Annotated in this window: 21 protein-coding genes and 1 tRNA gene; 11 read left to right on the plus strand and 11 right to left on the minus strand. The window is 64.8% G+C overall.

Annotated features, from left to right (window positions below; translation table 11 throughout):
* Positions 1–2: 2 nt before the first annotated feature.
* Together TX79_RS05550 and TX79_RS05555 are read left to right on the plus strand one after the other, a co-directional pair.
* Positions 3–452, plus strand: coding sequence for a DUF7555 family protein (locus TX79_RS05550; protein ID WP_195892462.1), 450 nt, complete (start codon positions 3–5; stop codon positions 450–452).
* 107 nt (positions 453–559) lie between these two features.
* Complete coding sequence (locus tag TX79_RS05555) at positions 560–1,063, plus strand: DUF7529 family protein (protein WP_049926254.1); 504 nt, start codon at positions 560–562, stop codon at positions 1,061–1,063.
* A 359-nt stretch (positions 1,064–1,422) separates the two neighbouring features.
* Here the strand turns inward: TX79_RS05555 and TX79_RS05560 are convergent.
* The 4 genes from TX79_RS05560 to TX79_RS05575 all read right to left on the minus strand — a co-directional run bounded on the left by TX79_RS05560 (position 1,423) and on the right by TX79_RS05575 (position 3,288).
* Positions 1,423–1,497: transfer RNA gene (locus TX79_RS05560), tRNA-Met, on the minus strand.
* 66 nt (positions 1,498–1,563) lie between these two features.
* Positions 1,564–2,010, minus strand: coding sequence for a GtrA family protein (locus tag TX79_RS05565; protein WP_049926255.1), 447 nt, complete (start codon positions 2,008–2,010; stop codon positions 1,564–1,566).
* Entirely contained in the window at positions 2,003–2,800 is a 798-nt protein-coding gene (locus TX79_RS05570; protein ID WP_049926257.1) for a glycosyltransferase, read from the minus strand. The genes TX79_RS05565 and TX79_RS05570 overlap by 8 nt, the downstream gene beginning before the upstream one ends.
* Before the next feature lie 221 nt (positions 2,801–3,021).
* Positions 3,022–3,288 carry an HAH_0734 family protein gene (locus TX79_RS05575; RefSeq protein ID WP_049926259.1) on the minus strand — a complete coding sequence of 89 codons (267 nt, stop codon included), beginning with the start codon at positions 3,286–3,288 and terminating at the stop codon, positions 3,022–3,024.
* A 170-nt stretch (positions 3,289–3,458) separates the two neighbouring features.
* Between TX79_RS05575 and TX79_RS05580 the strand changes: the two genes are divergently transcribed.
* Genes TX79_RS05580 through TX79_RS05595 form a run of 5 tightly spaced genes read left to right on the plus strand, consistent with a single transcriptional unit; the run spans position 3,459 to position 5,673 of the window.
* The gene (locus TX79_RS05580) at positions 3,459–3,743 is read left to right on the plus strand and encodes a 50S ribosomal protein L44e (RefSeq protein WP_049926261.1); all 285 of its coding nucleotides are present in this window, start codon (positions 3,459–3,461) and stop codon (positions 3,741–3,743) included.
* Positions 3,744–3,748: 5 nt separating this feature from the next.
* Positions 3,749–3,922 carry a 30S ribosomal protein S27e gene (locus tag TX79_RS05585; protein WP_049928295.1) on the plus strand — a complete coding sequence of 58 codons (174 nt, stop codon included), beginning with the start codon at positions 3,749–3,751 and terminating at the stop codon, positions 3,920–3,922.
* Positions 3,919–4,716, plus strand: coding sequence for a translation initiation factor IF-2 subunit alpha (locus TX79_RS05590; protein WP_049926264.1), 798 nt, complete (start codon positions 3,919–3,921; stop codon positions 4,714–4,716). The genes TX79_RS05585 and TX79_RS05590 overlap by 4 nt, the downstream gene beginning before the upstream one ends.
* Positions 4,716–4,895, plus strand: coding sequence for an RNA-protein complex protein Nop10 (locus TX79_RS18965; RefSeq protein WP_081655494.1), 180 nt, complete (start codon positions 4,716–4,718; stop codon positions 4,893–4,895). Before TX79_RS05590 ends, TX79_RS18965 begins: the two co-directional genes overlap by 1 nt.
* A gap of 7 nt (positions 4,896–4,902) precedes the next feature.
* Positions 4,903–5,673: a proteasome assembly chaperone family protein gene (locus TX79_RS05595; RefSeq protein WP_049926266.1), complete on the plus strand. Its 771-nt coding sequence runs from the start codon at positions 4,903–4,905 to the stop codon at positions 5,671–5,673.
* Positions 5,674–5,693: 20 nt separating this feature from the next.
* On the opposite strand, the gene TX79_RS05600 is transcribed toward TX79_RS05595, so the two are convergent.
* Positions 5,694–6,761 carry an anthranilate phosphoribosyltransferase gene (locus TX79_RS05600; protein ID WP_049926268.1) on the minus strand — a complete coding sequence of 356 codons (1,068 nt, stop codon included), beginning with the start codon at positions 6,759–6,761 and terminating at the stop codon, positions 5,694–5,696.
* Between the two features lie 121 nt (positions 6,762–6,882).
* Positions 6,883–7,644 (minus strand): GNAT family N-acetyltransferase, encoded by a 762-nt coding sequence (locus tag TX79_RS05605; RefSeq protein WP_049926269.1) that lies wholly within the window; start codon positions 7,642–7,644, stop codon positions 6,883–6,885.
* 488 nt (positions 7,645–8,132) lie between these two features.
* Here TX79_RS05605 and TX79_RS05610 point away from each other — a divergent pair, with 488 nt between their 5' ends.
* Positions 8,133–8,735, plus strand: a complete 603-nt coding sequence (locus TX79_RS05610; protein ID WP_049926272.1) for an HTH domain-containing protein — start codon at positions 8,133–8,135, stop codon at positions 8,733–8,735.
* Between the two features lie 28 nt (positions 8,736–8,763).
* Here TX79_RS05610 and TX79_RS05615 read toward each other — a convergent pair whose 3' ends face one another.
* Positions 8,764–11,826, minus strand: coding sequence for an FAD-binding and (Fe-S)-binding domain-containing protein (locus TX79_RS05615; protein ID WP_049926274.1), 3,063 nt, complete (start codon positions 11,824–11,826; stop codon positions 8,764–8,766).
* Between the two features lie 601 nt (positions 11,827–12,427).
* Here TX79_RS05615 and TX79_RS05620 point away from each other — a divergent pair.
* A complete protein-coding gene (locus TX79_RS05620; protein WP_049926275.1) occupies positions 12,428–13,570 on the plus strand; it encodes a thiolase family protein in 1,143 nt (380 codons plus the stop codon).
* Positions 13,571–13,719: 149 nt separating this feature from the next.
* On the opposite strand, the gene TX79_RS05625 is transcribed toward TX79_RS05620, so the two are convergent.
* The 4 genes from TX79_RS05625 to TX79_RS05640 form a co-directional block, all read right to left on the minus strand.
* Positions 13,720–14,859: an acyl-CoA dehydrogenase family protein gene (locus TX79_RS05625; RefSeq protein ID WP_049926277.1), complete on the minus strand. Its 1,140-nt coding sequence runs from the start codon at positions 14,857–14,859 to the stop codon at positions 13,720–13,722.
* 142 nt (positions 14,860–15,001) lie between these two features.
* The gene (locus TX79_RS05630) at positions 15,002–16,561 is read right to left on the minus strand and encodes a long-chain-fatty-acid--CoA ligase (RefSeq protein WP_049926278.1); all 1,560 of its coding nucleotides are present in this window, start codon (positions 16,559–16,561) and stop codon (positions 15,002–15,004) included.
* Between the two features lie 54 nt (positions 16,562–16,615).
* Positions 16,616–18,937 (minus strand): TRAP transporter permease, encoded by a 2,322-nt coding sequence (locus tag TX79_RS05635; RefSeq protein ID WP_081655495.1) that lies wholly within the window; start codon positions 18,935–18,937, stop codon positions 16,616–16,618.
* A 75-nt stretch (positions 18,938–19,012) separates the two neighbouring features.
* Positions 19,013–20,110 carry a TAXI family TRAP transporter solute-binding subunit gene (locus tag TX79_RS05640; RefSeq protein ID WP_049926283.1) on the minus strand — a complete coding sequence of 366 codons (1,098 nt, stop codon included), beginning with the start codon at positions 20,108–20,110 and terminating at the stop codon, positions 19,013–19,015.
* 183 nt (positions 20,111–20,293) lie between these two features.
* Between TX79_RS05640 and TX79_RS05645 the strand changes: the two genes are divergently transcribed.
* Both TX79_RS05645 and TX79_RS05650 read left to right on the plus strand, forming a co-directional pair.
* On the plus strand, positions 20,294–21,457 hold the full coding sequence (locus TX79_RS05645; protein WP_049926285.1) for an acyl-CoA dehydrogenase family protein: 1,164 nt from the start codon (positions 20,294–20,296) through the stop codon (positions 21,455–21,457).
* Between the two features lie 146 nt (positions 21,458–21,603).
* Positions 21,604–22,362, plus strand: a complete 759-nt coding sequence (locus tag TX79_RS05650; RefSeq protein ID WP_049926287.1) for an IclR family transcriptional regulator — start codon at positions 21,604–21,606, stop codon at positions 22,360–22,362.
* The last annotated feature ends 110 nt before the right edge of the window (positions 22,363–22,472 follow it).

Consider the following 22,472-nt stretch of genomic DNA (forward strand, 5'->3'; position numbering starts at 1 on the left):
CGATGCGAGGAGCGTCCGGGGACCGGGTGCGCGTGGTCGCCCGGGTCGCCGCAGACGCGGTGACGTACGCGCTCGCCACGACCGTCTGCGCCATCGTCGCGGCGATCGTCGTCGCCATCGCGACCGGCGGCACGCTCGTTCGAGCCAACTACCTGCTGTTCTTCGCCGGCTGGCTGCTCATGGCCTACGCGACGATCCGGCTCTGGCCGCGCTCACCCGCGGACCTCGAGACGGACCCGAACCAACGACGCGACGGGGAATCGATCCCCGAAGCGGCCGACCGAACGCGGTTCCAGCGGTTCGTCCGCCGCCTTCCGCCTCGACGATGGGTCCGGACGCCACGGCCGCGTCGCCGACTCACGACCGCCGGAAAACTCTTCCTGAGTGCGGTGTTGATCCTCCTGGCGTCGCTGCTGCTCGAGGTCGTCTTCGGCGTCGGCTCAGCCGGTTGATCCCGGCCCCGACCGACCGTCGGACCGTTGGCGAACCGCCGTCGGAACCTGACCGATCGGATCGCCGGTTCGAAAAGCCTACCCCGCTTCCCTGTCGACGGTGGGACATGAGCGACGACATCGAGACCGACGAGCCGGACTCCCCCGTGACGACAGCCTGGAAACGGACGCTCGAGGAGATGGACGTGATCGCCGAGGACCGCCGAGACGACGGCTGGTCGGTGTTGACGGTCATCGCGGCCCACACCGACACCGTCGGTCGGGAGATGGGCGACGACGACAGGTTCGGGCTCGTTCACGTCATTCCCGGTAACTACGCCGAGGAGCTCCGTGACACCTACGACGAGGACGCGTTCACCGAATACCTCGCGTACGGGCGCGACGTCGGCAACTCCATGTTCGTCGTCACCGAGTTCATCGACCCGGACGACCGGCGTTCGATCCTCGTCGCCAGCCGGTACGACATGGGCAACCCCAGCGCCCAGAAGATGATCTCCTCGGCCCACGAGGCCGGCGCGTTGCGCACGTACTTCAAGAAGATCGACGGAACGATCCTCGGCAAGTACGAACACGAGGAGTACGAACCGCTGATCACCAGGCCGAGTACGTAACCGGCTCGGCCGAATCCACCGGTGGGGAGGCGCTCGAGGGGTTCGTTCTCGTCACCGCTCGACGTAATTCCAGTTGCTGTTCACGTGTTGATCGCAGTAAAATGATAGCGGGAGGGAGATTCGAACTACGTCAACTTCGGTCGCTTCGCTCCCTCGTTGTCTACTTCAAATCTACTCGGCTCCATTTGCTGCTCACGTGTTGTTCGCAGCAAAATGATAGCGGGAGGTAGATTTGAACCACGTGAAGACCGCTCGCTGCGCTCGCGGTCTTCTCTCGTTCAAATCTACTCGGCGTATTTTGACGAATTCCGGACTCACTCCTCGCTATGCTCGTCGTTCGTCGGTGAATTCGTCAAAAGTAGCGGGAGGTAGATTTGAACTACCGATCTGCGGGTTATGAGCCCGCCGGAATCTCCTGGCTATCCCATCCCGCTACTTCTCAGTAACCGAGTGGACTAGTTAAGGATTGTGATTCGGATACCGTATGGGGATTTCTCCCGCTAGTCACGGTGGACCTTCCAGGTGACGAGGCTCTCGCAGGTGTAGTTGACGACGAAGCCGACGCCGATCCCGATCACGTTCGCGAGCAGGTACCAGACGCCCGCGAACTCGATCAGCGCCGTGAATATAGCCAGCGTGACCAGGAAGCCGGCGAACCGAACCAGATACGAGCGACCGAGGCGAGCGAGCACCCCCCGGACGCTCGTCGCGCCGTACGTCGAGAACGTCCACGCCTCGTTGATGCCGAAGATGACGCCGATCGCGATCACCCAGGCGACGACCTTCGCGGGGAGAAACGGCACGTCGCCGAGTTCGACCAGGGCGACCAGAACGCCGTTGTCCACCGTCGCCCCCACGAAACCGACGCCCGCGAACATCCCGAACCTGATCGGTGCGTAGAGCGCCTCGAGGCGGGATCGAACCGGCTCCGGGAGCAGGTCACTCATCATTGTATCGTCGATCGGCGTCGGTCTCGAGTCGCTCGAGCAACGGCGTCGCCGAGGGAACGTGGCGGCCGATCCGTTCGTGCCAGGGGTCGCCCCGGAGTCGTCGCGCCCGGTGGTGGGCCTCGAGCAGCCCGCCGGCGAGTTCGAGCGTGGTTCCGATCGACGACACCGTCGAGTCGGGGCCGTCGGCCCAGGTGACGGGCACCTCGGCGACGTCGTAGCCGAGCGCGTCCACGAGCGCGACGAGTTCGACGTCCCAGGCAAAGCCCGGTTCCTGAAGGTGGGACCGAACCGCCGCCCAGGCCTCGCGGTCGATCGCCTTCGCGCCACACTGGAAATCCGACGCCGGGACGGCGAGCACCCGGCGAGCTAGCCACGCGAAGCAGTCGCCCAGCCGTTCGCGACCTGACGACTGGGACCGCCGAACGGCGGCCGCCGGATGGCGACGCGAGCCGATCGCCAGGTCGGTCCGTCGATCGCGGACCCGGGCGACGATCTCAGCCACCGACGCGACGGCCGTCGCCCCGTCGGCGTCGACGAACGCCCGGACGTCCGTCTCGAGCGCGTTGAAACCGGCGGTGATCGCCGCGCCTTTGCCGCGACGAACGGGTGACACGTTGACGGTCCCAGGCACGCCCTCGAGCGCCTCGAGTGTTTCGACCCGCGGATCGTCGAGTTCGATCAGGAGCCGTTCGGGCTCGAGAGTATCGACCAGATCGCACACGTACGCGGACAGGAGGTCCGGATTCGGGCGAAACGCTGGAATCACGAGGCCGACCGTCCGCTGCATTCGATCGAACTGACCTACTGCCGTAGCAAAAGCGTGTTGATACGGGGAGTTCCGGACCACGGACGCCATCCAGCGGTCACACCCGGTGGTGGACGTTCGACTCGAGACGGCGGCGGGAACGAGGACCGAGTACTCGAGCGGGACGAGACCGATGAACGGGAAGGGAGATAGCGACAGGAACGAAACGAGAAATCGGCGAAAGCGTGGACTCGAGGGAAGCCTTAGACGGCGAGATCGCCCGTCTCGCGGACGACGTCGACCTCCTCGGCGTCCGCGCGGTCGACGTCGAGGAAGTGGGGGATGAAGTTCCGGCGCTCGTAATCTTCGTACTCGGATTCGTCGCCGACGGTACACCACAGCTGAACCGCTTCGGGGCCGTGCCACTCGCCGTTGCGGTTGATTCCGAAGCAGACGAGTTCCTCACCCTCGTGTTCGATGATGGCTCCCTTGCGGATCCCGGGATCGCCGTGGATGATGAGTTGCTTCATACCCTGGCGTTTTCGCGAGACCGGATTAAACGCTTCGAAGGAATCGATCCGTTCCGGCGTTCGGACGTGCGGGCACCACAGGACCCTGAGAGGGGATCCCGAATCGGGGCGACGACGAACCAAACGGGTTTTAAACGGGGCTGCCGTAGCCCTCGGCAAGTGAGATAACGATGCAGATGCCACGCCGATTCAATACGTATTGCCCGCACTGCCACGAACACCACGAACACGAAGTCGAGAAGGTCCGAACGGGCGCCTCGACCGGGATGAAGAAGGTCGCCGACCGCCAGCGCAAGCGCCAGACCTCGAGCATCGGTAACTCCGGGAAGTTCTCGAAGGTCCCCAGCGGCGAGAAGCCCACGAAGAAGACGGACCTGAAGTACCGCTGCACCGAGTGTGGCAAGGCCCACCTCCGCGAAGGGTGGCGAACCGGCCGGCTCGAGTTCCAGGAGTGATCGCCATGCCAGGGAACTTCTACTCGGTCCGCTGCGGTGACTGCGAGAACGAACAGGTCGTCTTCGGCAAGGCCTCGACCGAGGTCGCCTGTGCCGTCTGTGGCACGACGCTCGCGCGGCCGACCGGCGGGAAGGCCGAGATCGACCACGAGATAATCGACACCGTCGAGTCACGATGAAATACAGCGGCTGGCCCGACTCCGGCGAACTCGTCGTCGGCAAGATCGACGAGATCGAGGACTTCGGCGTCTTCGTCGATCTCGAGGAGTACGAGGACAAGCGCGGCCTGATCCACATCTCCGAAGTCGCGAGCGGCTGGATCAAGAACGTCCGCGACCACGTCCGCGAGGGCCAGATCGTCGTCTGCAAGGTGCTCGACGTCGACACCGACTCCCAGCAGATCGACCTCTCGCTGAAGGACGTCAACGACCACCAGCGCTCGGAGAAGATCCAGCAGTGGAAAAACGAGCAGAAGGCCGACAACTGGATGGAACTGGCCTTCGAGGACATCGACGACGAGCGTTACACCGCCATCGCCAACGAACTGATCGCCGCCCAGGGAAGCCTCTACGACGGCTTCAAACAGGCCGCGATCCACGGCGAGGAGGCCCTCGAGGAGACCGGCCTCGACGCCGACGAGATCGACGCCATCGTCGACACCGCCCGCGAGAACGTCTCGGTGCCGTACGTCAACGTCACCGGCTACGTCGACCTCGAAAACCCCTCGCCATCCGGCGTCGACGGCATCCGGGAGGCCCTCGAAGCCGCCGAGGGCAACGGCGAAGTCCCCGAGGAGGTCGACCTCGAGGTCAGCTACGTCGGCGCGCCCGAGTACCGCATCGAGGTGCAGGCACCTAACTACAAGACCGCCGAGTCCGAACTCGAGGAGAGCGCCGAACGCGCCATCGCCGCCATCGAAGCCGAGGGCGGCGAGGGCGAGTACCACCGCGAACGTCGCACCGACGACGAGTAATGAAATCCGACATCCGGGTGTGTTCGGCGTGGCGCGAGCGTCACGACCGCCCGGTGTACTCCCTCTCCGATAGCTGTCCCGACTGTGGCGCGCCGACGGAAAACAGCGCGCCCGCTCCTTTCGATCCCGAAGACCCCTACGGCGAGTACCGACGGTCTCTTAAACGTCGCCGCCGCTGATACGGGTATGGACGAACTCGAGATCGACGCGGTCGCCGAGGCCGACCTCGACGAGCCGGTACTGGTCGAAGGGTTGCCCGGCGTCGGCCACGTCGGAAAGCTCGCCGTCGACCACCTTCTGGAGGAACTCGAGGGCGAGAGCACCCTCGTTCGTCGCATCTACTCGCGGGAGTTCCCGCCGCAGGTCAGCGTCGAAGACGGCGTCGCCGACCTCACCTGCGCCGAGATCTATGCCGTCTCACCGCCCGACGGGCGGGACTTGCTGTTGTTGACGGGGGATCACCAGGCCCAGACCAACGCGGGCCACTACGTACTGACGAGCGCCTTCCTCGACGTCGCCGAGGAGTTCGGCGCGAGCGAAGTCTACGCGCTCGGCGGCGTACCGACGGGCGAACTCATCGAGGAGTACGCCGTCGTCGGCGCGGTCAGCGAGGCGTCGCTGCGGGAGCCACTCGAGGACGCGGGCGTCGAGTTCCGCGAGAACGAGCCCGCGGGCGGCATCGTCGGCGTCTCCGGCCTGCTGCTCGGTCTCGGCGAGCGACGCGGCTTCGAGGCCGCCTGCCTGATGGGCGAGACCAGCGGCTACCTCGTCGATCCCAAGAGCGCACGCGCCGTCCTCGAGGTGCTCGAGACGACCCTCGCGTTCGAGCTCGACTACGAGTCGCTCGACGAGCGCGCCGACGAGATGGAGGACGTCATCGGCAAGATCCAGGAGATGGAACAGCAACAGCAGGGGATGGACGTTCCGACCGACGACGACCTGCGGTACATCGGCTGACGCCCTGATTCGCTCGGTTCTCAGAACGCGCGTAGCTCCTCGAGAACCGCCGCTGCGCTGCCGTCCGCGAGCACCTCGCGTGCGGTCTCGAGCCCGTCCTCGAGCGAGTCGGCGTCGCCGCGGGCGTAGATCCGGAACGCCCCGTTGAGAGCGATGGCGTCGGCGAACTGATCCTCCCGTTCGCCCGCGAGCACCGCCTCGGTGATCGCCGCGGAGTCGGCCGCGACGTCGTCGACCGCCAGGTCCTCGCTCTCGAAGTCCATCCCGTACGCGGCGGTTTCGATCTCGTAATCCGCGAGTTCCTCGCCCCCGGACCACTCGGCGACTTTGGTGTAGCCGGGGCGAATGTCGTCGTAGCCTTCCATCCCCTGGAAGAAGATCGCCCGGGAGTACTCGAGGCGCTCGCTCGCGGCGATGAGGTCGGTCAACTTCTTCGCGAACGCGAGGTGGTAGAACGAGCCGAGGTGCACGTCGGCGTTGGCGGGATTGGCGACCGTCTCGATCGTGTTGAGGAAGGTGCGCACGCCCATCTCGTCGCGCCGTTCCCAGAGGTCGTCGATCGCCGGGTTGAACGCGGGCTGGTAGTAGAAGCCGAAGCCGGTCTCGTCGACCATGTCGGCGCTCTCGGCCGGCTCGAGGTCGGTGCGGACGCCGAGTTCGTCGAGGACGTGTTTGTAGGCGGTCTCCTTCTGGGTGGGGATCCGGTCGCCGGAGTGGACGACCACGGGCGTGCCCGCCGCCGCGGCGACGAGACCGGCCCCGACGCCCAGCAGGGCGGAGGTGTGTTTGCCGTCGTAGTTGGCACCGCAGTCGACCGGATCGGCGTCGGGTTCGGCGGTCACGACCGACTCCTCGCGCATGACGTCGGTGTAGGCGGCCAGTTCCTCGGGCGTGTTTCGCTTCCAGCGGTTCGCGAGCCAGAACGCGCCGAGCGTCGTCTCGTCCGGTTCGCCGGCGAAGATCCGCCGGAGCGCCTCGCGGGCCTGCTCGCGGGACATGTCCTCGGCCGACTTCGGCCCGGAGCCGACGACCTCCGTCATGAGCCGTCGGAGCGGCCACTCGCCGTCCTCCTGGGTCCGTTGGGTCATGCTCGAGCGTGCGACCGGCCGGCGCAAAAGCCTCCCGTTACCGGCAGTTGTCCGTGGCGTTGATCCTCGACCGATCGACGCGGGCCTCCGAACCGACCTCGAGGCGGGCGAACGGAACCGACTACAGTTCGAGCGCCATCATCACCTCGTCGATCGACTCGTCGTCGAGTCGGTAGTGATCTTCGCGGACGGCTTCGATCGCCCACCCGCGGGCCTCGAAAAACTCGATCGCGTCCTCGTTGGTCGCCGGGACGCTCTGGTAGACCTTCTCGAGGCCGTGCTCCTCGACCCACTCGATCGCGCGGTCCAGCAACCCGGTCCCGATGCCCATCCCGCGGTACTCCTCCAGGACGCCCACGGTCAGTTCGGCGGTGTGGGAGAGTTTCTCGAGCGACGGCACGTGGAGGTGCGCCCAGCCGACGACTTCGTCGTCGACGGTCGCGACGAAGAACATCCGGGACTCGAACTCGTTGTGCCGCAGGAGGACGTCCTCGTGGTCGAGTTCGTCCGCGACCGTCTCGGCCTCGATGTAGGTCATCTCCTCGGCGACCCGGCGGATCGCACCGACGATGCCCGAGAGGTCCTCCTGGCGGGCTACCCGAATCGTCACCGACACGTCGTCGGTCGTCACTTCCGCGCGCCGGTCGTCGGTCTCGAGCGCGATCCGGAGCCGTCCGTCCTCGCCCTCCTCGACGTAGCCGTCGCGTTTGAGGATCGCGAGGTCGTGACGGAACGCCCGCGAGTACTGGGGTTCCCCCGGCGGATCGGCGGGATAGAGGTCGGCTCGCGCCTGCTCCTTGTCGACGGCACCCCTGGCCTCGACGTACTCGTACAGGCGCGCACGGTCGTCGCCTTCGATCGAGATCGGTTCGGTCAATTCCATGGTGGTTGCTAACGACACCCACAACAATAATCGTTACAGTCGTCGGAGGCTCGAGTCGCCGCCGGCGAGGACGCGCGCCACGACCGGCTATCTCCGGTGGCCACGCGTGGACGCCATCCGATCGTTCGTCTCGCACCCGCCTCCGAAAGGCACCGCTCCAGCGGCCTCCATCGCCATCGGTTCCGTTCGTGATTCGGGTTTCAGCCCCCCTCGGCACTGATTTGTGGCGTGCACACACGCATCACTCAGTTTTATATCCCGGTTTGTGGCCCTGACCCATGTAATGATGTCCACGAGCGAACAGCGATCGGCAGTGTCTGGCGGGTCGATTTCGTCGGCGGCGAAACCCGTGTCTCTCTCCATCGAAGCGCTCGAGGGCGCAGCCGCGTCCGAACGCCGAAAGCGACGCGGTCGGTCGAAACGCTCGTCGTTGTCCAGTCTCACCTCGCTCGCGGCGACCGACCTCGTCCAGCAAACGGAGGGAGGGTATGTCACCTGGTGAACCGACGCCGGTCGTTCCCGGTGACACCGACGTCGATTCGGCGGACGACCTTCGCGTCGACTGTTACGTTCGGCCGGCGGTGCCAGCGGTGATCACGGACGCCGTCACCGGCGTAATCGATCGCCTCCAGCATCTCGACGAACGGGACGAGATCGGCGACTATCGCGTCGACCGCTGGCCGCCGGAACGTCACGCCGTCGATGACGCGACCGAGGCGGCGACACGGGAGGACCTCGTCGCCGCGTTCGAGTGCTGGGCGAGCGACCACGGCCGCTCGCTCGAGCCGGCTTTCCGACGCCGCGAGGTGCCGACCTCGCCGCTGGGGCTCGAGGACTCGAACTCCCGCGAACGGGTTCGGGTCCCGATCGTCGCACTGGCGCTGTACGAGGACGACGGTCGAGAGCCCGCGTCGAGAACGGACGCGTCGTCGCTCCGTTGGGTCGTTCCCCACACCGACGGGAAACGACCGACCGAAGACCGAACCTATACCGTCACCGACTGGCTGGCCGCTGTGGAGGCGACCGGAAGTGGCTCGCCCGCAGCGGCCGCACGAACGGACGACCGGTGGGTATCGCTCGGATCCAGATAATCCGTGGTGTCAGACCGAGTTGTCGACGCTAGTCGAGGGCCTCGGCCAGCGCTTCGACCGGCGTCGGCGGCTCCTCGGTCGCACCGGGTCGATCGCCGAGTTGGGCGCGACAGGACGCGCCGGGGGCGACCACGCGGTCGCCGTCGCTCTCGTCGACCTGCTCGTAGAGGATCGACCCGATGGCCTTGCTCATCGAGTAGTGTTCGGCCTCGTAGCCGAAGGAGCCGGCCATCCCGCAGCAGGTGGAGTCGAGCGGGTCGACGGCGTAGCCGGCCCGGCGGAGGACGCCGACGGCGTGGTGGTCCTTCGCGTGGGCCTTCTGGTGGCAGTGGCCGTGGTAGGTGAGCGACTCCGTCGGCGCGTCGAATCCGATTTCACGGTCCAGGTCGAACCGGTCGAGGTACTCGCAGACTCCGTAGGTGTTCGCCGCGACGCGTTCGGCGGCGTCGTCGGCGAACATGTCGAGGTAATCCGACTGGATCATGACGGCGTCGGAGGGCTCGAGCAACACGAGGTCCCAGCCGTCGGCGACGCGCGGTTCGAAGGTCTCGACGGTGTCGCGGGCCTTCTCGGCGGCCTTGTCGAGCATCCCCTTCGAGAACGCCGGTCGGCCGACGTCCCTCGGGTCGGCCACCTCGACGTGGACGCCCGCGGCCTCGAGGACCGCGAGGGCGGCCTCGCCGGCCTCCGGATACTCGTGGTTGGTGTAGACGTCGGGGACGAAGATCGCGCGACGCGTCGCCTCCTCGGCCGGGACGGCGGGGTCTCGGTCGGCGACGCGTTTCGCGAACGTCCGGCGCTTGAACGTGGGCAGGTCCCGCCGTGCCGAGATACCGAGCAGTTTCTCGGCGAGCAGTCCCGACCCCGGCATCGACGCCAGCCAGTTCGAGAGCGGCGCGGTCGCGGAGCCGAGTTTCGCGAGGCGGTCGAAGTTCGCGAACAGTCGGTCGCGCAGCGAGGTGCCGTGGCGCTTGTGGTGTTCGTAGGTGACTTCGGCCTTGAGTTTGGCCATGTCGACGCCGCTGGGGCAGTCGTGTTTGCAGCCCTTGCAGCCGATACAGAGGTCGAGCACCTCCTGGACGAACTCGTCGTCGGTGACGTCGTCGGGGAGGTCGCCGCTCATCGACTGACGGAGCATGTTCGCCCGGCCCCGGGTCGAGAGGATCTCCTCGTCCTCGGCGCGGAAGGTCGGACACATCACGCCGCCCGTCGTGGACTGTTCGCCGCGACAGCCGCCACAGCCGTGACAGAGTTCGGTCATTCCCTGGAATCCCTGCTCGGTGTGCCACTCGAGGACGGGGTCGAAGCCGGCCTCGAACGCGTAGTCGGGGCCGAACCGGTGGTGTTCTTTCATGTCCGTCGGCTCGTCGTCGCGGAAGACGACCTGACCCGGATTCAGGAGCCAGTCGGGGTCGAAGGCCGTCTTGAGGTCCTTGAACGTCTCCCAGAGCTCGTCGCCGTACAGTTTCCGGTTCCACTGGGTCCGAGCGCGGCCGTCCCCGTGTTCGCCGGACACCGAGCCGTCGTACTCGAGGACGAGGTCGGTGACGTCGTCCATGATCGACTCCATGTTCTCCAGCCCCGCCTCGGTCTTCGTGTTCACGAGCGGGCGGACGTGGAGCACGCCGGGACCGGCGTGGGCGTAGAAACTGGCGTAGGTGTCGTGGTCCTCGAGGACGGCCTGGAAGTCGGCGACGAACGCCCGGAGGTTTTCCGGCGGGACGGCGGTGTCCTCGACGAAGGCGACGTGTTTCTCGTCGGTCGTCCGCGAGAGCAGGATCGGGAGCCCGGACTTGCGGAGTTTCCAGATGTTCTCCCGGCTCTCCTCGTCGTAGGCCTCCATGGCGTCGAACGCCACGATTTCCTCGTCGGTGACGACGTGATCGTCGTCGGGATCGCCCGCGGGGTCGACGCTCGGACACCGGTCCGCGAGCAGGTTCGCGACCTTCCGTTTGCCGTCGTCGACGTCCTCGGCGTAGAACTCGACGATCAGCACCGCCGTCGTTCCGTCGGGGAGTCGCTCCGTCACGGGGCCGAACTCCGGCGTCTCACGCGCGAGGTCGATCAACACGTCGTCGATCACCTCGACGGCGGCCGGATCGTGTTCGACGATCGCTGCGACGTCGGCCATCGCGTCCAACATGGTGTCGTAGGCCAGCAACACCATGCTCTTCTCGTTCGGAACCGGCTCGAGCGCGACCGTCGCCTCGGTGACGATCGCGAGCGTCCCCTCGCTCCCACAGAGGAACTTCGCGAGGTTGACCGTCCCGCCCGCGGCGTCGGGTTCGCCGACGCCGCGGTCGGCCCCGCGGGCGTCCTCGACCAGCCAGTCGAGGTTGTAGCCGGAGACGTTGCGTTTGAGGTCGGGGTAGACCGCCTCGATCAGGTCCCCCCGTTCGTCGAGTACGCGGGCGATCTCGGCGTAAATCTGGGACTCGAGGTCGTCGCCGTCTGCCAGTTCCGGCAGGTCCTCGACGTCGACCTCGCCGAAGGTCGTGACGGTGCCGTCGGCGAGGACGACCTCGCACTCCTCGACGTAGGCGTCGGTCTTGCCGTACTGCAGGGAGTGAGCACCCGTCGAGTTGTTGCCGATCGCACCCCCTAGCGCGCTCTTGTCGCCCCAAGAAGGGTCGGGCGCGAACTTCAGGTCGTGAGACGCGAGCGCCTCGTTCAGCGTCTCGAGGTAGATGCCGACCTCCGCCGTCGCCCGGCGTTCGTCGGGGTCGACCGAGACGATGCCGTCCATGTACGTCGTGAAGTCGAGGACGACGGCTTCGTTGACCGTCTGGCCGGCGAGACTGGTGCCCCCGCCGCGGGGCAAGACCGGAATGTCGCGTTCGGCGCAGTATTCGACGACGGCGGCGACGTCCTCGGTCGAGGTGGGGAAGACGACGCCGATGGGCGTCACCTCGTAGATGCTCGCGTCGGTCGCGTACAGTTCCCGGGAGTAGCTGTCGAACCGGACTTCACCGTCGACGAGACGCTCGAGGTCGTCCACGAGCGCCGGACGGTCGACGTCGTCGCTGCGATAGTCGTAGCTCGCTACTGGGTCGGCTGCTGGATCGGATCGATCCGGGTGAGTGCTCGTCATTGCTGCTCGTTCGAAGTCGTTGGAGTGGATTCGAACTGGGAACGGGTGAATGTGTGGGAAGCAGTCACCCGCCATTCGCGCGAACGAAACTCCGTCGAGCGATCGCTCCAGGTAGCTGTCACGACGCAGGGATCTGCGACGACCTCGATTCGGTCGCGTCCGACCCCGACTGGAGTCGGCCAGTGGTACCGACGGGCCGCTCACCGGCCATCGTCCGAGACACGACCGGCGGCGTAGGCTGCTCGAGGGACGACCCCTCCGCTTCCGTCCACCGAGCGTCTGGTGAGGTCCGATCGCTCTGATAGTAGATACCAGTTTTACTAGGTGAACAGAGAGAATACTGTTCCACAACAACCATTCTAACTTCCGATATTTAGTTATACATAACGGAGTTATACCCCAGTATCGATTGTAAATACTGCTGTTTTCTCCCCGACTGAGACACAATCGGGAGATCAGAAGGAAAAAGTTCGCTAGAGAAGAAGTACCTCTTTCGAGAGAGTAATCGCGTCCTATTATCATTCTGAGATTTCAGCCTCGAGCGACTGGTGCAGCGAGGAACGGAGCTACTTTACATCCTTAGGTCGTGTGACGGGATAGCATGAGCGATCGACAGCCAGTCGTGGTCGCAGCAGTCCGAACGCCACAGGGAAAACAGGGCGGCGTCTTCGCCGAGACCGGGAGCGAAGAGCTCTCGGTGCCGCTCGTCGACGCGATGCTCGAGGAGACCGGGCTCTCGGGCGAGGCAGTCGACGACGTTCGCTGGGGGTGTGCGAAGCAGGTCGACGAGCAGAGCAACAACATCGCCAGGGTCATCGCCCTCCTCTCGGAGCTGGGCGAAGGCGTCCCTGGAACCACGATCGACCGGCTCTGTGCCTCCTCGGCCGAGGCGATTGCCAGCGCCAGCAACGCAATTCGGGCCGGGCAGCGCGACGTGGTCGTCGCCGGCGGCGTCGAGAACATGACCCGTAACGAGCGCCGGAAGGGGATCGGCTCCTACGACGGCATCGCCGAACAGTACGACGTCGCGGGCCTGCAGATGGGCAAGACCGCCGAGAAAGTCGCCCGCGAGTACGACATCCCCCGCGAGCGCCAGGACGCCTACGGAGCCCGCAGCCAGCAGCGTGCCTGCGAGGCCACCGAGGCGGGGACGTTCGACGACGAGATCGTCCCGATCGAAACCGATGAGGGGGTCATCGAGGAGGACGAGGGCCTCCGGCCCGGTACCACGGCGGAGAAAATCGCCGACTTACCGCCGGCCTTCGAGGAGGATGGCACCGTCACCGCCGCGAACGCATCGCAGATCTCCGACGGTGCCGCGGGCGTTCTCATCACCAGCCGCGAGTTCGCCGAGGAGAACGACCTCGAGATCAGGGCCGAGATCGAGGACCACAACGTCGCGGGCGTCGATCCGACGGTGATGGGGATCGGACCCGTCCCCGCCGTCCGCGGACTGTGGGAACGCAACGGCCGCGACGCGGACGACTACGACCTCGTGGAACTCAACGAAGCGTTCGCCAGCCAGACGCTGTACTGCAAGGACGAACTCGGCTTCGACGACGAGCGCTTCAACGTCAACGGCGGCGCGATCGCCATCGGTCACCCGCTCGGAGCCTCCGGCGCACGGTTACCCGTGACGTTGATCCACGAACTCGAGCGACGGGGCGGCGGCCTGGGGCTTTCGACGATGTGTGTCGGATACGGGCAAGGGATGGCGATCGAGTTCCGGGTACCCGAACAGTAGCGACGGTCGCGACGACGGAGTTCATTTCTCGGTTCGAGAACGCGAGGTCCAGGGCTGCGGACGGGAAAGACGGCTCGAGTCCGACAACGGCGGCTGTAGAACGCGCCGATAGCACGAAAATCCGATGGTGTCGATACGCCGCGACCGGATTACAGGATCTGGTCGGCGATGATGTTCTTCTGGATCTCGCTGGTGCCCTCGTAGATCTTCGTGATGCGGGCGTCGCGGTAGTAGCGCTCTGCGGGGTAGTCCGTGACGTAGCCCGAGCCGCCGTGGACCTGAATGCCTTCGTCGGCGACCTCGACCGAGATTTCGGAGGCGAACAGCTTCGCCATGCTCGAGTACTGCGCGGCGATGTCCTGGTTCTCCTCTTCGACCTGGGCCGCCGCGCGGTAGGTCAGCGAGCGGGCGGCCTCGACCTTCGTCGCCATCTCGGCGAGTTTGTGTTCGATGGCCTGGAACTCCTTGATCGGCTGGCCGAACTGTTCGCGCTCGTTCGCGTACTCGACGGCGGCGTCGAGCGCGCCCTGGGCGGCACCGACGGCCTGCGCGGCGACGTTGGTACGGCCGGCGGCGAAGAACTCCATCAGCTGGTAGAAGCCCTGGTCGACCTCACCGATGACGTTCTCCTCGGGGACGCGAACGTCGTCAAGGATGACTTCCGCGAGGTCCGACGCGCGGATGCCGAGCTTGTTGTCGATCTTCTCGGTCGTGATGCCGTCCCAGTCCATCTCGACGAGGAAGGCGGTGATGCCGCGGTGGCCCTCGCCGGGGCTCGTTTTGGCCATGAGAACGCCGACGTCGGCGACGGTCCCGTTGGTGATCCACATCTTGTTCCCGTTGACGACGTACTCGTCGCCGTCCTTCTCGGCGGTCGTCTCCATCCCGGCGACGTTCGACCCGTGGGCAGGCTCGGAGATCATCGAGACGGACGCGACCTCGCCGTTGGCGATCTTTGGGAGCCACTCCTCTTTCATCCACTCGTCGCCGAACTCGATGATCATGTTCGAGCCGAACCCGGCGCTCCCGATCGCGGAGCCGATCCCCGGATCCGCACGCCAGAGTTCCTCGGTGACGATGGTGCTCGCGATCTTGTCCATCCCGGCACCGCCGTACTCGAGCGGGATGCTCGGCGCGACGAAGTCGTACTCGGCGGCTTTCTTGCGGAGGTCCTCGGGATACTTCCCTTCCTGGTCGTGCTCCTCGGCAACGGGCTTGATCTCGTTTTCGCCGAACTCGCGGACGGCCTCGCGAATCGCTTTCTGCTCGTCCGATAGCCTGAATGCCATACCTAACGATTGTATGGCGAATACAAAATAGCTTCGGATGGTTCCGAACGTTGCAAACAGTACTCCCACTCTAGTAAACGTTGTAAAGTAATACAGGAGTGTAGGTTACCGATAGAATAACAGAGAGCGGGCGGCCGTCGGGTTACTGCTCCTCGTCGCGAATCTTGAACTTCTGGACCTTGCCCGTCGTCGTCCGAGGCAGTTCCTGGACGAACTCGACTTCGCGGGGGTGTTTGTACTCCGCGAGGTTCTCGAGACAGTACTCCCGGATGTCCTCGGGCGTCGCCTCGGCGTCGGGCGTCGGCACGATGAATGCCTTGACGGTCTCGCCGCGGCGCGCGTCGGGGACGCCGACGACGGCGGCGTCGGCGACGTCCTCGTGTTCGAACAGGAGTTCCTCGACCTCGCGCGGATAGACGTTGTAGCCGCCGGTGACGATCATGTGCTTCTCGCGGTCGACGACGTAGAAGAAGTCGTCCTCGTCCCAGTAACAGACGTCGCCGGTGTGGAACCAGCGGGTACCGTCCTCTTCGGTAAAGGCCTCCTCGTTAGCCTCCGGGAGGCCGTAGTAGCCTTTCATCACGTTCGGTCCCGAGACGACCAGTTCGCCGGTGATCTCGTGGAGGTTTGCTTCCTCCTCGTCGATCGGTCCCTCCTCGACCCGGGGGACCTCCTCGAACTCCTCGGTGACGACCTTCGCGTCGACGCCCTCGAGCGGCTTCCCGATGCTTCCCTTCCGGCGCGCCTCGCCGCGGTTGGCGTGGGTTACCGGGCTGGTCTCGGTGAGCCCGTATCCCTCGTAGAGTTCGACGCCGTAGAGGTCCTCGAACCGTTCGAGGACCTCGAGTGGGAGACTCGACCCGCCGGAGTTGACGAACCGCAGTGCCTCGAACTCGTACTCGTCGGCGTCGGGGTGGTTGATCATGTCGTTGAACATCGCGGGGACGCCGAACATGATGGTGATGTCGGCCTCCTCGAGCAGGTCCATCACTTCGGTGGCGTCCCACTCGGGGACTGGGTAGTAGGTGCCGCCGCTGTACATCGCGCCGTTCATCACGACGGACATCCCGTAGATGTGAAAGAGCGGGAGGGTCCCGACCAGTCGATCCGACGCCTGAAATCCACCGTGGGGAACCTCGGCGTTGGCGTGGGTGGTCCAGCGGATGTTTTCGTGGGTCAGCAACACCCCTTTCGGCGTGCCGGTCGTTCCGGACGTGTACGGCTGGACGGCGACGTCGTCGTCCGCGCGCTCGACCGTCTCGAGGGGCTCGTCGGCGAGGAACGCGTCGAACTCGGTCGCACCGTCGGCGTCGGCACCCACGCTGATTACGTGTTCGACGTCGGTGTCCTCGAGAACCTCGTTGACCTGCGAGACGTTGTCCGCAAGCGAGACGACGGCTTTCGCGCCGCTATCGCCGAGCAGGTGGCCGATTTCGCGGGCCTTGTACTGGGGGTTCATCGGGACGATGATGCCGCCGGCACGGAGCGTGCCGTAGAAGGCCGTCACGAACTGTGGAAGGTTCGGTAGGTAGATGCCGACCCGGTCACCCTCACCGATCCCGCGGTCGTGTAACGCCCGAGCGAATCGGCCGGCACGGTTCCAGAACTGTTCGTAGGTCAGTTCCACGTCGTCGCCGATAATCGCAGCGGATTCGGGGTACTCATCGACCGTCTCCGCGACGTTGGCTGCGAGATTCGACATTCGTTTTCCGTGTCGTCTTAGCCTCTCAAAAGGATTGGTATCCCGGAGCGACGGTTACTCCGCCGATGCGTCGACCGACGTGCTCGAGTGCTCGAGGTCGTAACCGACGAGATACCGTGCTCGCACCAACAGCGCGATGATTGCCACCGCGGCGACGGCCTGGACGACCATTCCGGCGGTGCCACCGGCAAGCGATCCGAACATCGCCGCGAAGCCGGCACCGACATAGAAGAGTCGCATCGGCGCGGAGAGCGTTCGGGCACCGTCAAACCCGACCGTCGCGACGATGAGGCCGATCGTTCCCGCGAGGACGACCGGGAATGCGAACAGCGTCATCGTCGACCACTCGATGAGGCTGTTGTTCGCGACGAACGCGAACGGGATGACGAAACCGGGCGCACCGATACGAAGCGCCTGCACGCAGGCACTCATAAAGCTCGTCCCGGCGATCCGTGAGCCGACCGCCACGGAGATAGCAACCGGGGGCGTGATCGCCGAGAGCATCGCGAAGTAGAAGACGAACATGTGGGTCGTGATCTGCGGAACGGCCAGTTCGATCACCGGCTCGGCGACCAGGAACGCGACCAGAATGTACGCCGCGGGCGTCGGCATTCCGAGACCGAACGCAATGCTGGTGATCATCGCGAGCACCAACACGAGCGCCAGTCCGCCGGTGAACCCGAAGATCGTGACGTCCGCGAAGCCGATGATCCGCGCTCCGAGGCGACCGGTCAGTCCGCTCGTCTCGAGCAGTTCGACGATCAGTCCCATCGCGGCGAGGACGCCCACGAGCGGCGCCATCTCGAGGCCGCCTTGTTTGAGCCCCTCGGCAGTTTCACCCGTCGTTCGTCGGACGGATCGGACGGACGACCTCCCGACCCGTTTGACCGTCGCAGCGCTCGTAAGGCTCCAAACGAACGTCCGAATGGCGGAGAGAACGACGCGGACGGCAGCCACGATCAGACGGGGGATTGCCCGAATCACGTCGACGAGTGTCGGTCGGTCGAAGTCGCGATCCAGCGTCCGCTGCACCCGTCGATCCGCGTCGAATACGTCGACGAGGAGATTCCGGGCGAAGATGACGAAGACGATCGTGAAAATCGTGTACAACCCCGCCGACAGCGGCGTCCACCGCAGAACGATGAGGGTGTAGAGCAACACTGCCAGCGGAATCATGAAGTGAACGCCGCCGAGCAGCACCCGCCAGTCGAACGACGAGAGGTCGTCGGTCGTCCATCCGAATTTGAGGATGGTGAAATGTACTGCCACGAAGACGCTCAAGTAGAACAACGTCGCCGGGATGACGCCCGCCTGGACGATCTCGAGGTATGGGACGCCGACGATGTCGGCCATGAGGAACGCGGCGACGCCCATGACCGGCGGCAACATCTGCCCGCCGGCGGAGGCGACGGCTTCGATCGACGCCGCGAAGTCGTCGCGCACGCCCTGGTCTTTGATCATCGGGATCGTGAAGCTCCCGGTGGTCGCGGTGTTTGCCGCCGCGCTCCCGGTGATCGATCCCATAATCATACTCGAGATGACCGCGATCTGAACGACGCCAGTCCGGAGCGTACTGCCCAGTTCTGTCCCCACCCGTCGGACGAACTCCATGAGGCCGTAGGCCTTGGCGATCCCGGCGAACATGATGAAGATGGCGACCCACGTCGCGCCGATCCCCATTATCGTACTGTCGTAGACTCCCGAGTGAACCCCAAGTGCTGCTTCTTCGATGATTCCGGTGAGGTCTTCACCCGTCCAGGCCAGCAGATCCGGTAAAAATCCCAGCGTACTCACCGATTCGTGGGAGTAGACGATCGCGAACACCGCTACCGAGGCGATGATCCAGCCGAACGCACGGCGGGTCGCGTCTGTCACGAGGACGATCAACGCCGCTCCGACGACGTGATCCATCGACGAGAAGCCAAGGATGTGAGCATCGCCCTCGAGCCTGCCGAACTCGGCCGTAACGTAGGCCATCGTCGCGAGCGAGAGGACGGCGAGTCCGATCGCGAGGTACGGATCGACCCGGCCGTACGCACGCTCGAGCCTGTCGAGACCGTCCGGCAGTCGTCCGCCGAATCCCCGGCCTTTCCCGACTTTCGTCTCCTCGGAAGCCTCCGAAAGCGTCTCCGGGTCGGACGCTCCCGACGCGTCCGTCTCGTCGGCCACGTCATGTCGGTTCGCGAACGCACGACGGGCGTAATCCAGGTAGTAGACAGCGAGTCCCCACCCGGTGAAGATGACGACGTACTCGGCCTGTTCCGCGAACACGAGCTCCGAGGGGACGTAGGGCCTGAACGAGACGCCGGCGAAGCTCAGGTTCGTCAGGATGAAGACTGCGTAGTAGACCGTAAAGAGGGTCAAAAGCGCCGCCATGACGGACGTCGTTCCGGCTAACAACCGGTACGGCGTCAGTCGTCCGATACGAGAGCGCGAGAGAGACATCGGTCGTTACCCGTCAAGTGCGTGTTCGAGTGCGTGCTCGAGGCCGGGAGCGGTACCGGAGCCGCTCGGAGTCGGCGATACGGTCATTCCTTCCTCGATGTCCGAGATCGTCTCGAGATCCATGTTGTTGGTAATGAAGAACCACGGCAGGTCGTAGTAGTGGAACACCTGCGCCATCTCGAAATCGATCTCGTCGAACGGTTCGACGTCGTCGCGGTACTCGCGAGCCGTCCAGTTCTGGAGGTAGCCCATCTCGATGTCCTCGGAGGCGATGTCCCCGATGTTCTCCTCGGTTCCGTTGCTCGTCTGGGCCTCGATGGAAAACTCGTCGAGGTGGTCGTTCATGACGGCCGCGAGCGCCTCGTTGGCGGCGTGACCAGTCGTTCCCGACTCGGAGGTCTTCATCCGGATTACGTCCGATTCGATCGGGTCGTCGGGTTCGTCGGCCCGTTCGAAGTCGTCGCTCCAGACGCCGAGTTCCTCCTCGTAGAAATCGGCAGCGGCGGGGTGGAACGGGATCCCCTCGTAGGCGTTCTGGACCCAGAACTCCGGATTATCGTGGAACGCGAAGATGCCGAACTCGTCGGCCAGATCTTGGCGGAGGTCCCACATCGTCTCGAGGTAGGTGTAGACGAGATCGTAGTCGAGTTCCGCCCGCGTTACGAAGTTGTACGCGAACGTCGGACAGGGAAGCTCTCCGGGGACGTCGACGTGGTCGTTGTCGGCACCCTCGAGGTCGTTCGTATCAAGGTCCTGAATGAGCAGCATGTCGTCGTCCCGCCAGGCTTCCGCGGTCTCGTCGGCGACGTCGAGGATCCGGAACTCGTCGACGGATGCGATGGCCTCCTGGACCCAGCCCGGCGTTATCGAGAAGTTCATCATCGTCCCGACGCCGACGTCGAGTCGACCTTCGTTCAGGGCACCCCCCTGTTCAGTGAAACTCTCGCTGACGCGTTCGTAGCTGGCTGACCCTTCCGTACCACCGTTTCCGTCGGCGGCGTTCTCTCCGTTACCACCGTCGAGACAGCCCGCTAACGCGGCGGTCGTTCCGATACCTGCGGCTGCGAGAACTGATCGGCGTGTATGGAGGTCTCTCTGTTCCATATCCCATTGGTACAAACTGATATGGTATAATAGTTCTGTCGGGTTACCGGAGGTGTATGGGCCACCCGATAAGATTCTCGAGCGGCGTAGGTCGGTCGTTCAGCGACGTATACGTGAAATTTCGATCCCCGGAGCGAGAACCGGTACCGCAATGCCTATTGCCCGGTTGGCATACTAGCACGTATGCTCGATTACGTCCAACTCGAGGAGGACCTCGGCCAGGAAGAGCGGATGATCCGGGATACGGCCCGGGAGTTCGTCGAGGAACACGTCAAACCCGACATCGGCGAACACTTCGAGGAGGGGACGTTCCCGACCGACCTGATCCCCGAGATGGGAGAACTCGGCTTTTACGCCCCGAATCTCGAGGGCTATGGCTCGCCGAACGTCTCCGAGACGGCCTACGGCCTGTTGATGCAGGAACTCGAGGCCGGAGACTCGGGACTGCGTTCGATGGCATCGGTCCAGGGCGCGCTCGTCATGTATCCCATTCACGCGTACGGGAGCGAGGAACAGAAAGAGGAGTGGCTCCCGGCGCTGGGCAAGGGCGAGGCCGTCGGTTGTTTCGGCCTGACCGAACCCGAGCACGGCTCGAACCCCTCGGCGATGGAGACCCACGCGGAGGCCGACGGCGACGGCTACGTGCTCAACGGTTCGAAGACCTGGATCACGAACTCGCCGATCGCCGACGTCGCGGTCGTCTGGGCGCGTGATCGCTCCGATCCCGACGAGCCCGTCCGCGGGTTCCTCGTCGAGACCGATCGGGACGGCGTCACGACCAACAAGATCACCGAGAAACTCTCGCTGCGCGCGTCGATCACCGGCGAGATCGGTCTCAACGACGTCTACGTCCCCGAGGAGAACGTCCTGCCCGGCGTCGAGGGAATGAAGGGACCGCTGTCCTGTCTCACGCAGGCCCGCTACGGCATCGCCTGGGGCGCAGTCGGCGCTGCCCGCGACTGCTTCGAGGAGGCTCGACAGTACGCCCAGGACCGCGAACAGTTCGGCGGTCCGATCGGTCGCTTCCAGTTGCAACAGGAGAAACTGGCGGAGATGGCCACCCAGATCACGCTCGGCCAACTGCTGGTCTACCGGATCGCCGACCTGAAAGAACGCGGCGACCTCCGGCCCCAGCACATCTCGCTGGCGAAACGGAACAACGTCCGGATGGCCCGCGAACAGGCCCGCGTGGCACGGGAGATGCTCGGCGGAAACGGCATCACGACTGACTATTCGCCCATGCGCCACCTCGCGAACATGGAGACAGTCTACACGTACGAGGGAACCCACGACATCCACACACTCATCCTCGGCGAGGACCTGACCGGGATCCCGGCCTACGAGTAATCCACTCGCGACCAACCCCACAACGAATTCCGTATATCGAAACAGCTAGCTAGGGAGAGACGCCAGTCGGCCCGTAGTTCCACATAATAAAGCGTCCGTTTTACTCTCCGGAACATTGATTGTAGTACCGTCAGTCAGTATCGTCTATGGCGACGGACGACGAGCAGGGGGATGGGGTGTCGACCACCCGGAAGACGTTCGCGATCCTCGAGACGATCAGCGAGGAGGAAGGGATCTCGCTGACGGAACTCACGCGCCGGACCGGGATGACGAAAAGTACCGTCTACCGGCACGTCTCGACGCTGACCGATCTGGGCTATCTGATCGAACGCGATGGGGGGTACTACATCGGCCTGCGCTTTCTGCAACTGAGCGAGACGGCCCGGACGCGAAAGACCGGGTACACCGCCGCGAAGCGGAAAGTGTTCGAACTCGGCCAGGAGACCGACGAGCGGGCCGTCTTCATCGTCGAGGAGGACTACGAAGCGGTCTACGTCCACCGATACGGCAGTCTGACAGACACGATGATCGGCCGGCGGCGACCGCTCCACTCGCTGGCGTCGGGCAAGGTCATCCTCGCCGAGTGGGACCGCGAGGCCGTCGACCGGTTCCTCGAGGCTCGTGGCCTCGAGCGGATGACGGCGAACACGATCACGGACCGCGATGCCCTCCTCGCGGAACTGGAGACGATCCGGGAGCGGGGGTACGCGATCAACGACGAAGAACACATGGACGGATTACGCGGGGTCGCCGTTCCCGTATATACGCCCGACGACGAGTTACTGGGGGCACTGGGCGTGTTCGGTCCGACGAGTCGATTCAAAGACGAGTACGTCCACGACGAGCTACCGACGCTGCTCCGGGACAAGGCCGGTGAGATCAGAGTGACGCTCGCGTACGGCTGACGGCTCGAGCGGAAGTGTCACCCCTACGTCGATCGATCGCACGCCGAAGAGCACCGCGTTCGCCCCGATTCGAAAACTCGTTTCGTTTCCCGGAACGGAAGTCGGTGTGT

This window comes from Halopiger goleimassiliensis (assembly GCF_000455345.1).
Lineage (GTDB): Archaea > Halobacteriota > Halobacteria > Halobacteriales > Natrialbaceae > Halopiger_A > Halopiger_A goleimassiliensis.

Bases quoted from the DNA above. Each gene is read 5' to 3' on its own strand.
- TX79_RS05640 (WP_049926283.1), bottom strand. From the start codon at position 20,110: ATGGAACAGAGAGACCTCCATACACGCCGATCAGTTCTCGCAGCCGCA.
- TX79_RS05630 (WP_049926278.1), bottom strand. From the start codon at position 16,561: ATGTCGAATCTCGCAGCCAACGTCGCGGAGACGGTCGATGAGTACCCC.
- TX79_RS05605 (WP_049926269.1), bottom strand. From the start codon at position 7,644: ATGGAATTGACCGAACCGATCTCGATCGAAGGCGACGACCGTGCGCGC.
- TX79_RS05590 (WP_049926264.1), top strand. From the start codon at position 3,919: ATGAAATACAGCGGCTGGCCCGACTCCGGCGAACTCGTCGTCGGCAAG.
- TX79_RS05610 (WP_049926272.1), top strand. From the start codon at position 8,133: ATGTCACCTGGTGAACCGACGCCGGTCGTTCCCGGTGACACCGACGTC.
- TX79_RS05595 (WP_049926266.1), top strand. From the start codon at position 4,903: ATGGACGAACTCGAGATCGACGCGGTCGCCGAGGCCGACCTCGACGAG.
- TX79_RS05650 (WP_049926287.1), top strand. From the start codon at position 21,604: ATGGCGACGGACGACGAGCAGGGGGATGGGGTGTCGACCACCCGGAAG.
- TX79_RS05570 (WP_049926257.1), bottom strand. From the start codon at position 2,800: ATGCAGCGGACGGTCGGCCTCGTGATTCCAGCGTTTCGCCCGAATCCG.
- TX79_RS05600 (WP_049926268.1), bottom strand. From the start codon at position 6,761: ATGACCCAACGGACCCAGGAGGACGGCGAGTGGCCGCTCCGACGGCTC.
- TX79_RS05615 (WP_049926274.1), bottom strand. From the start codon at position 11,826: ATGACGAGCACTCACCCGGATCGATCCGATCCAGCAGCCGACCCAGTA.
- TX79_RS05645 (WP_049926285.1), top strand. From the start codon at position 20,294: ATGCTCGATTACGTCCAACTCGAGGAGGACCTCGGCCAGGAAGAGCGG.
- TX79_RS05555 (WP_049926254.1), top strand. From the start codon at position 560: ATGAGCGACGACATCGAGACCGACGAGCCGGACTCCCCCGTGACGACA.
- TX79_RS05625 (WP_049926277.1), bottom strand. From the start codon at position 14,859: ATGGCATTCAGGCTATCGGACGAGCAGAAAGCGATTCGCGAGGCCGTC.
- TX79_RS05550 (WP_195892462.1), top strand. From the start codon at position 3: ATGCGAGGAGCGTCCGGGGACCGGGTGCGCGTGGTCGCCCGGGTCGCC.
- TX79_RS05575 (WP_049926259.1), bottom strand. From the start codon at position 3,288: ATGAAGCAACTCATCATCCACGGCGATCCCGGGATCCGCAAGGGAGCC.
- TX79_RS18965 (WP_081655494.1), top strand. From the start codon at position 4,716: ATGAAATCCGACATCCGGGTGTGTTCGGCGTGGCGCGAGCGTCACGAC.
- TX79_RS05635 (WP_081655495.1), bottom strand. From the start codon at position 18,937: ATGGCGGCGCTTTTGACCCTCTTTACGGTCTACTACGCAGTCTTCATC.
- TX79_RS05585 (WP_049928295.1), top strand. From the start codon at position 3,749: ATGCCAGGGAACTTCTACTCGGTCCGCTGCGGTGACTGCGAGAACGAA.
- TX79_RS05580 (WP_049926261.1), top strand. From the start codon at position 3,459: ATGCAGATGCCACGCCGATTCAATACGTATTGCCCGCACTGCCACGAA.
- TX79_RS05565 (WP_049926255.1), bottom strand. From the start codon at position 2,010: ATGAGTGACCTGCTCCCGGAGCCGGTTCGATCCCGCCTCGAGGCGCTC.
- TX79_RS05620 (WP_049926275.1), top strand. From the start codon at position 12,428: ATGAGCGATCGACAGCCAGTCGTGGTCGCAGCAGTCCGAACGCCACAG.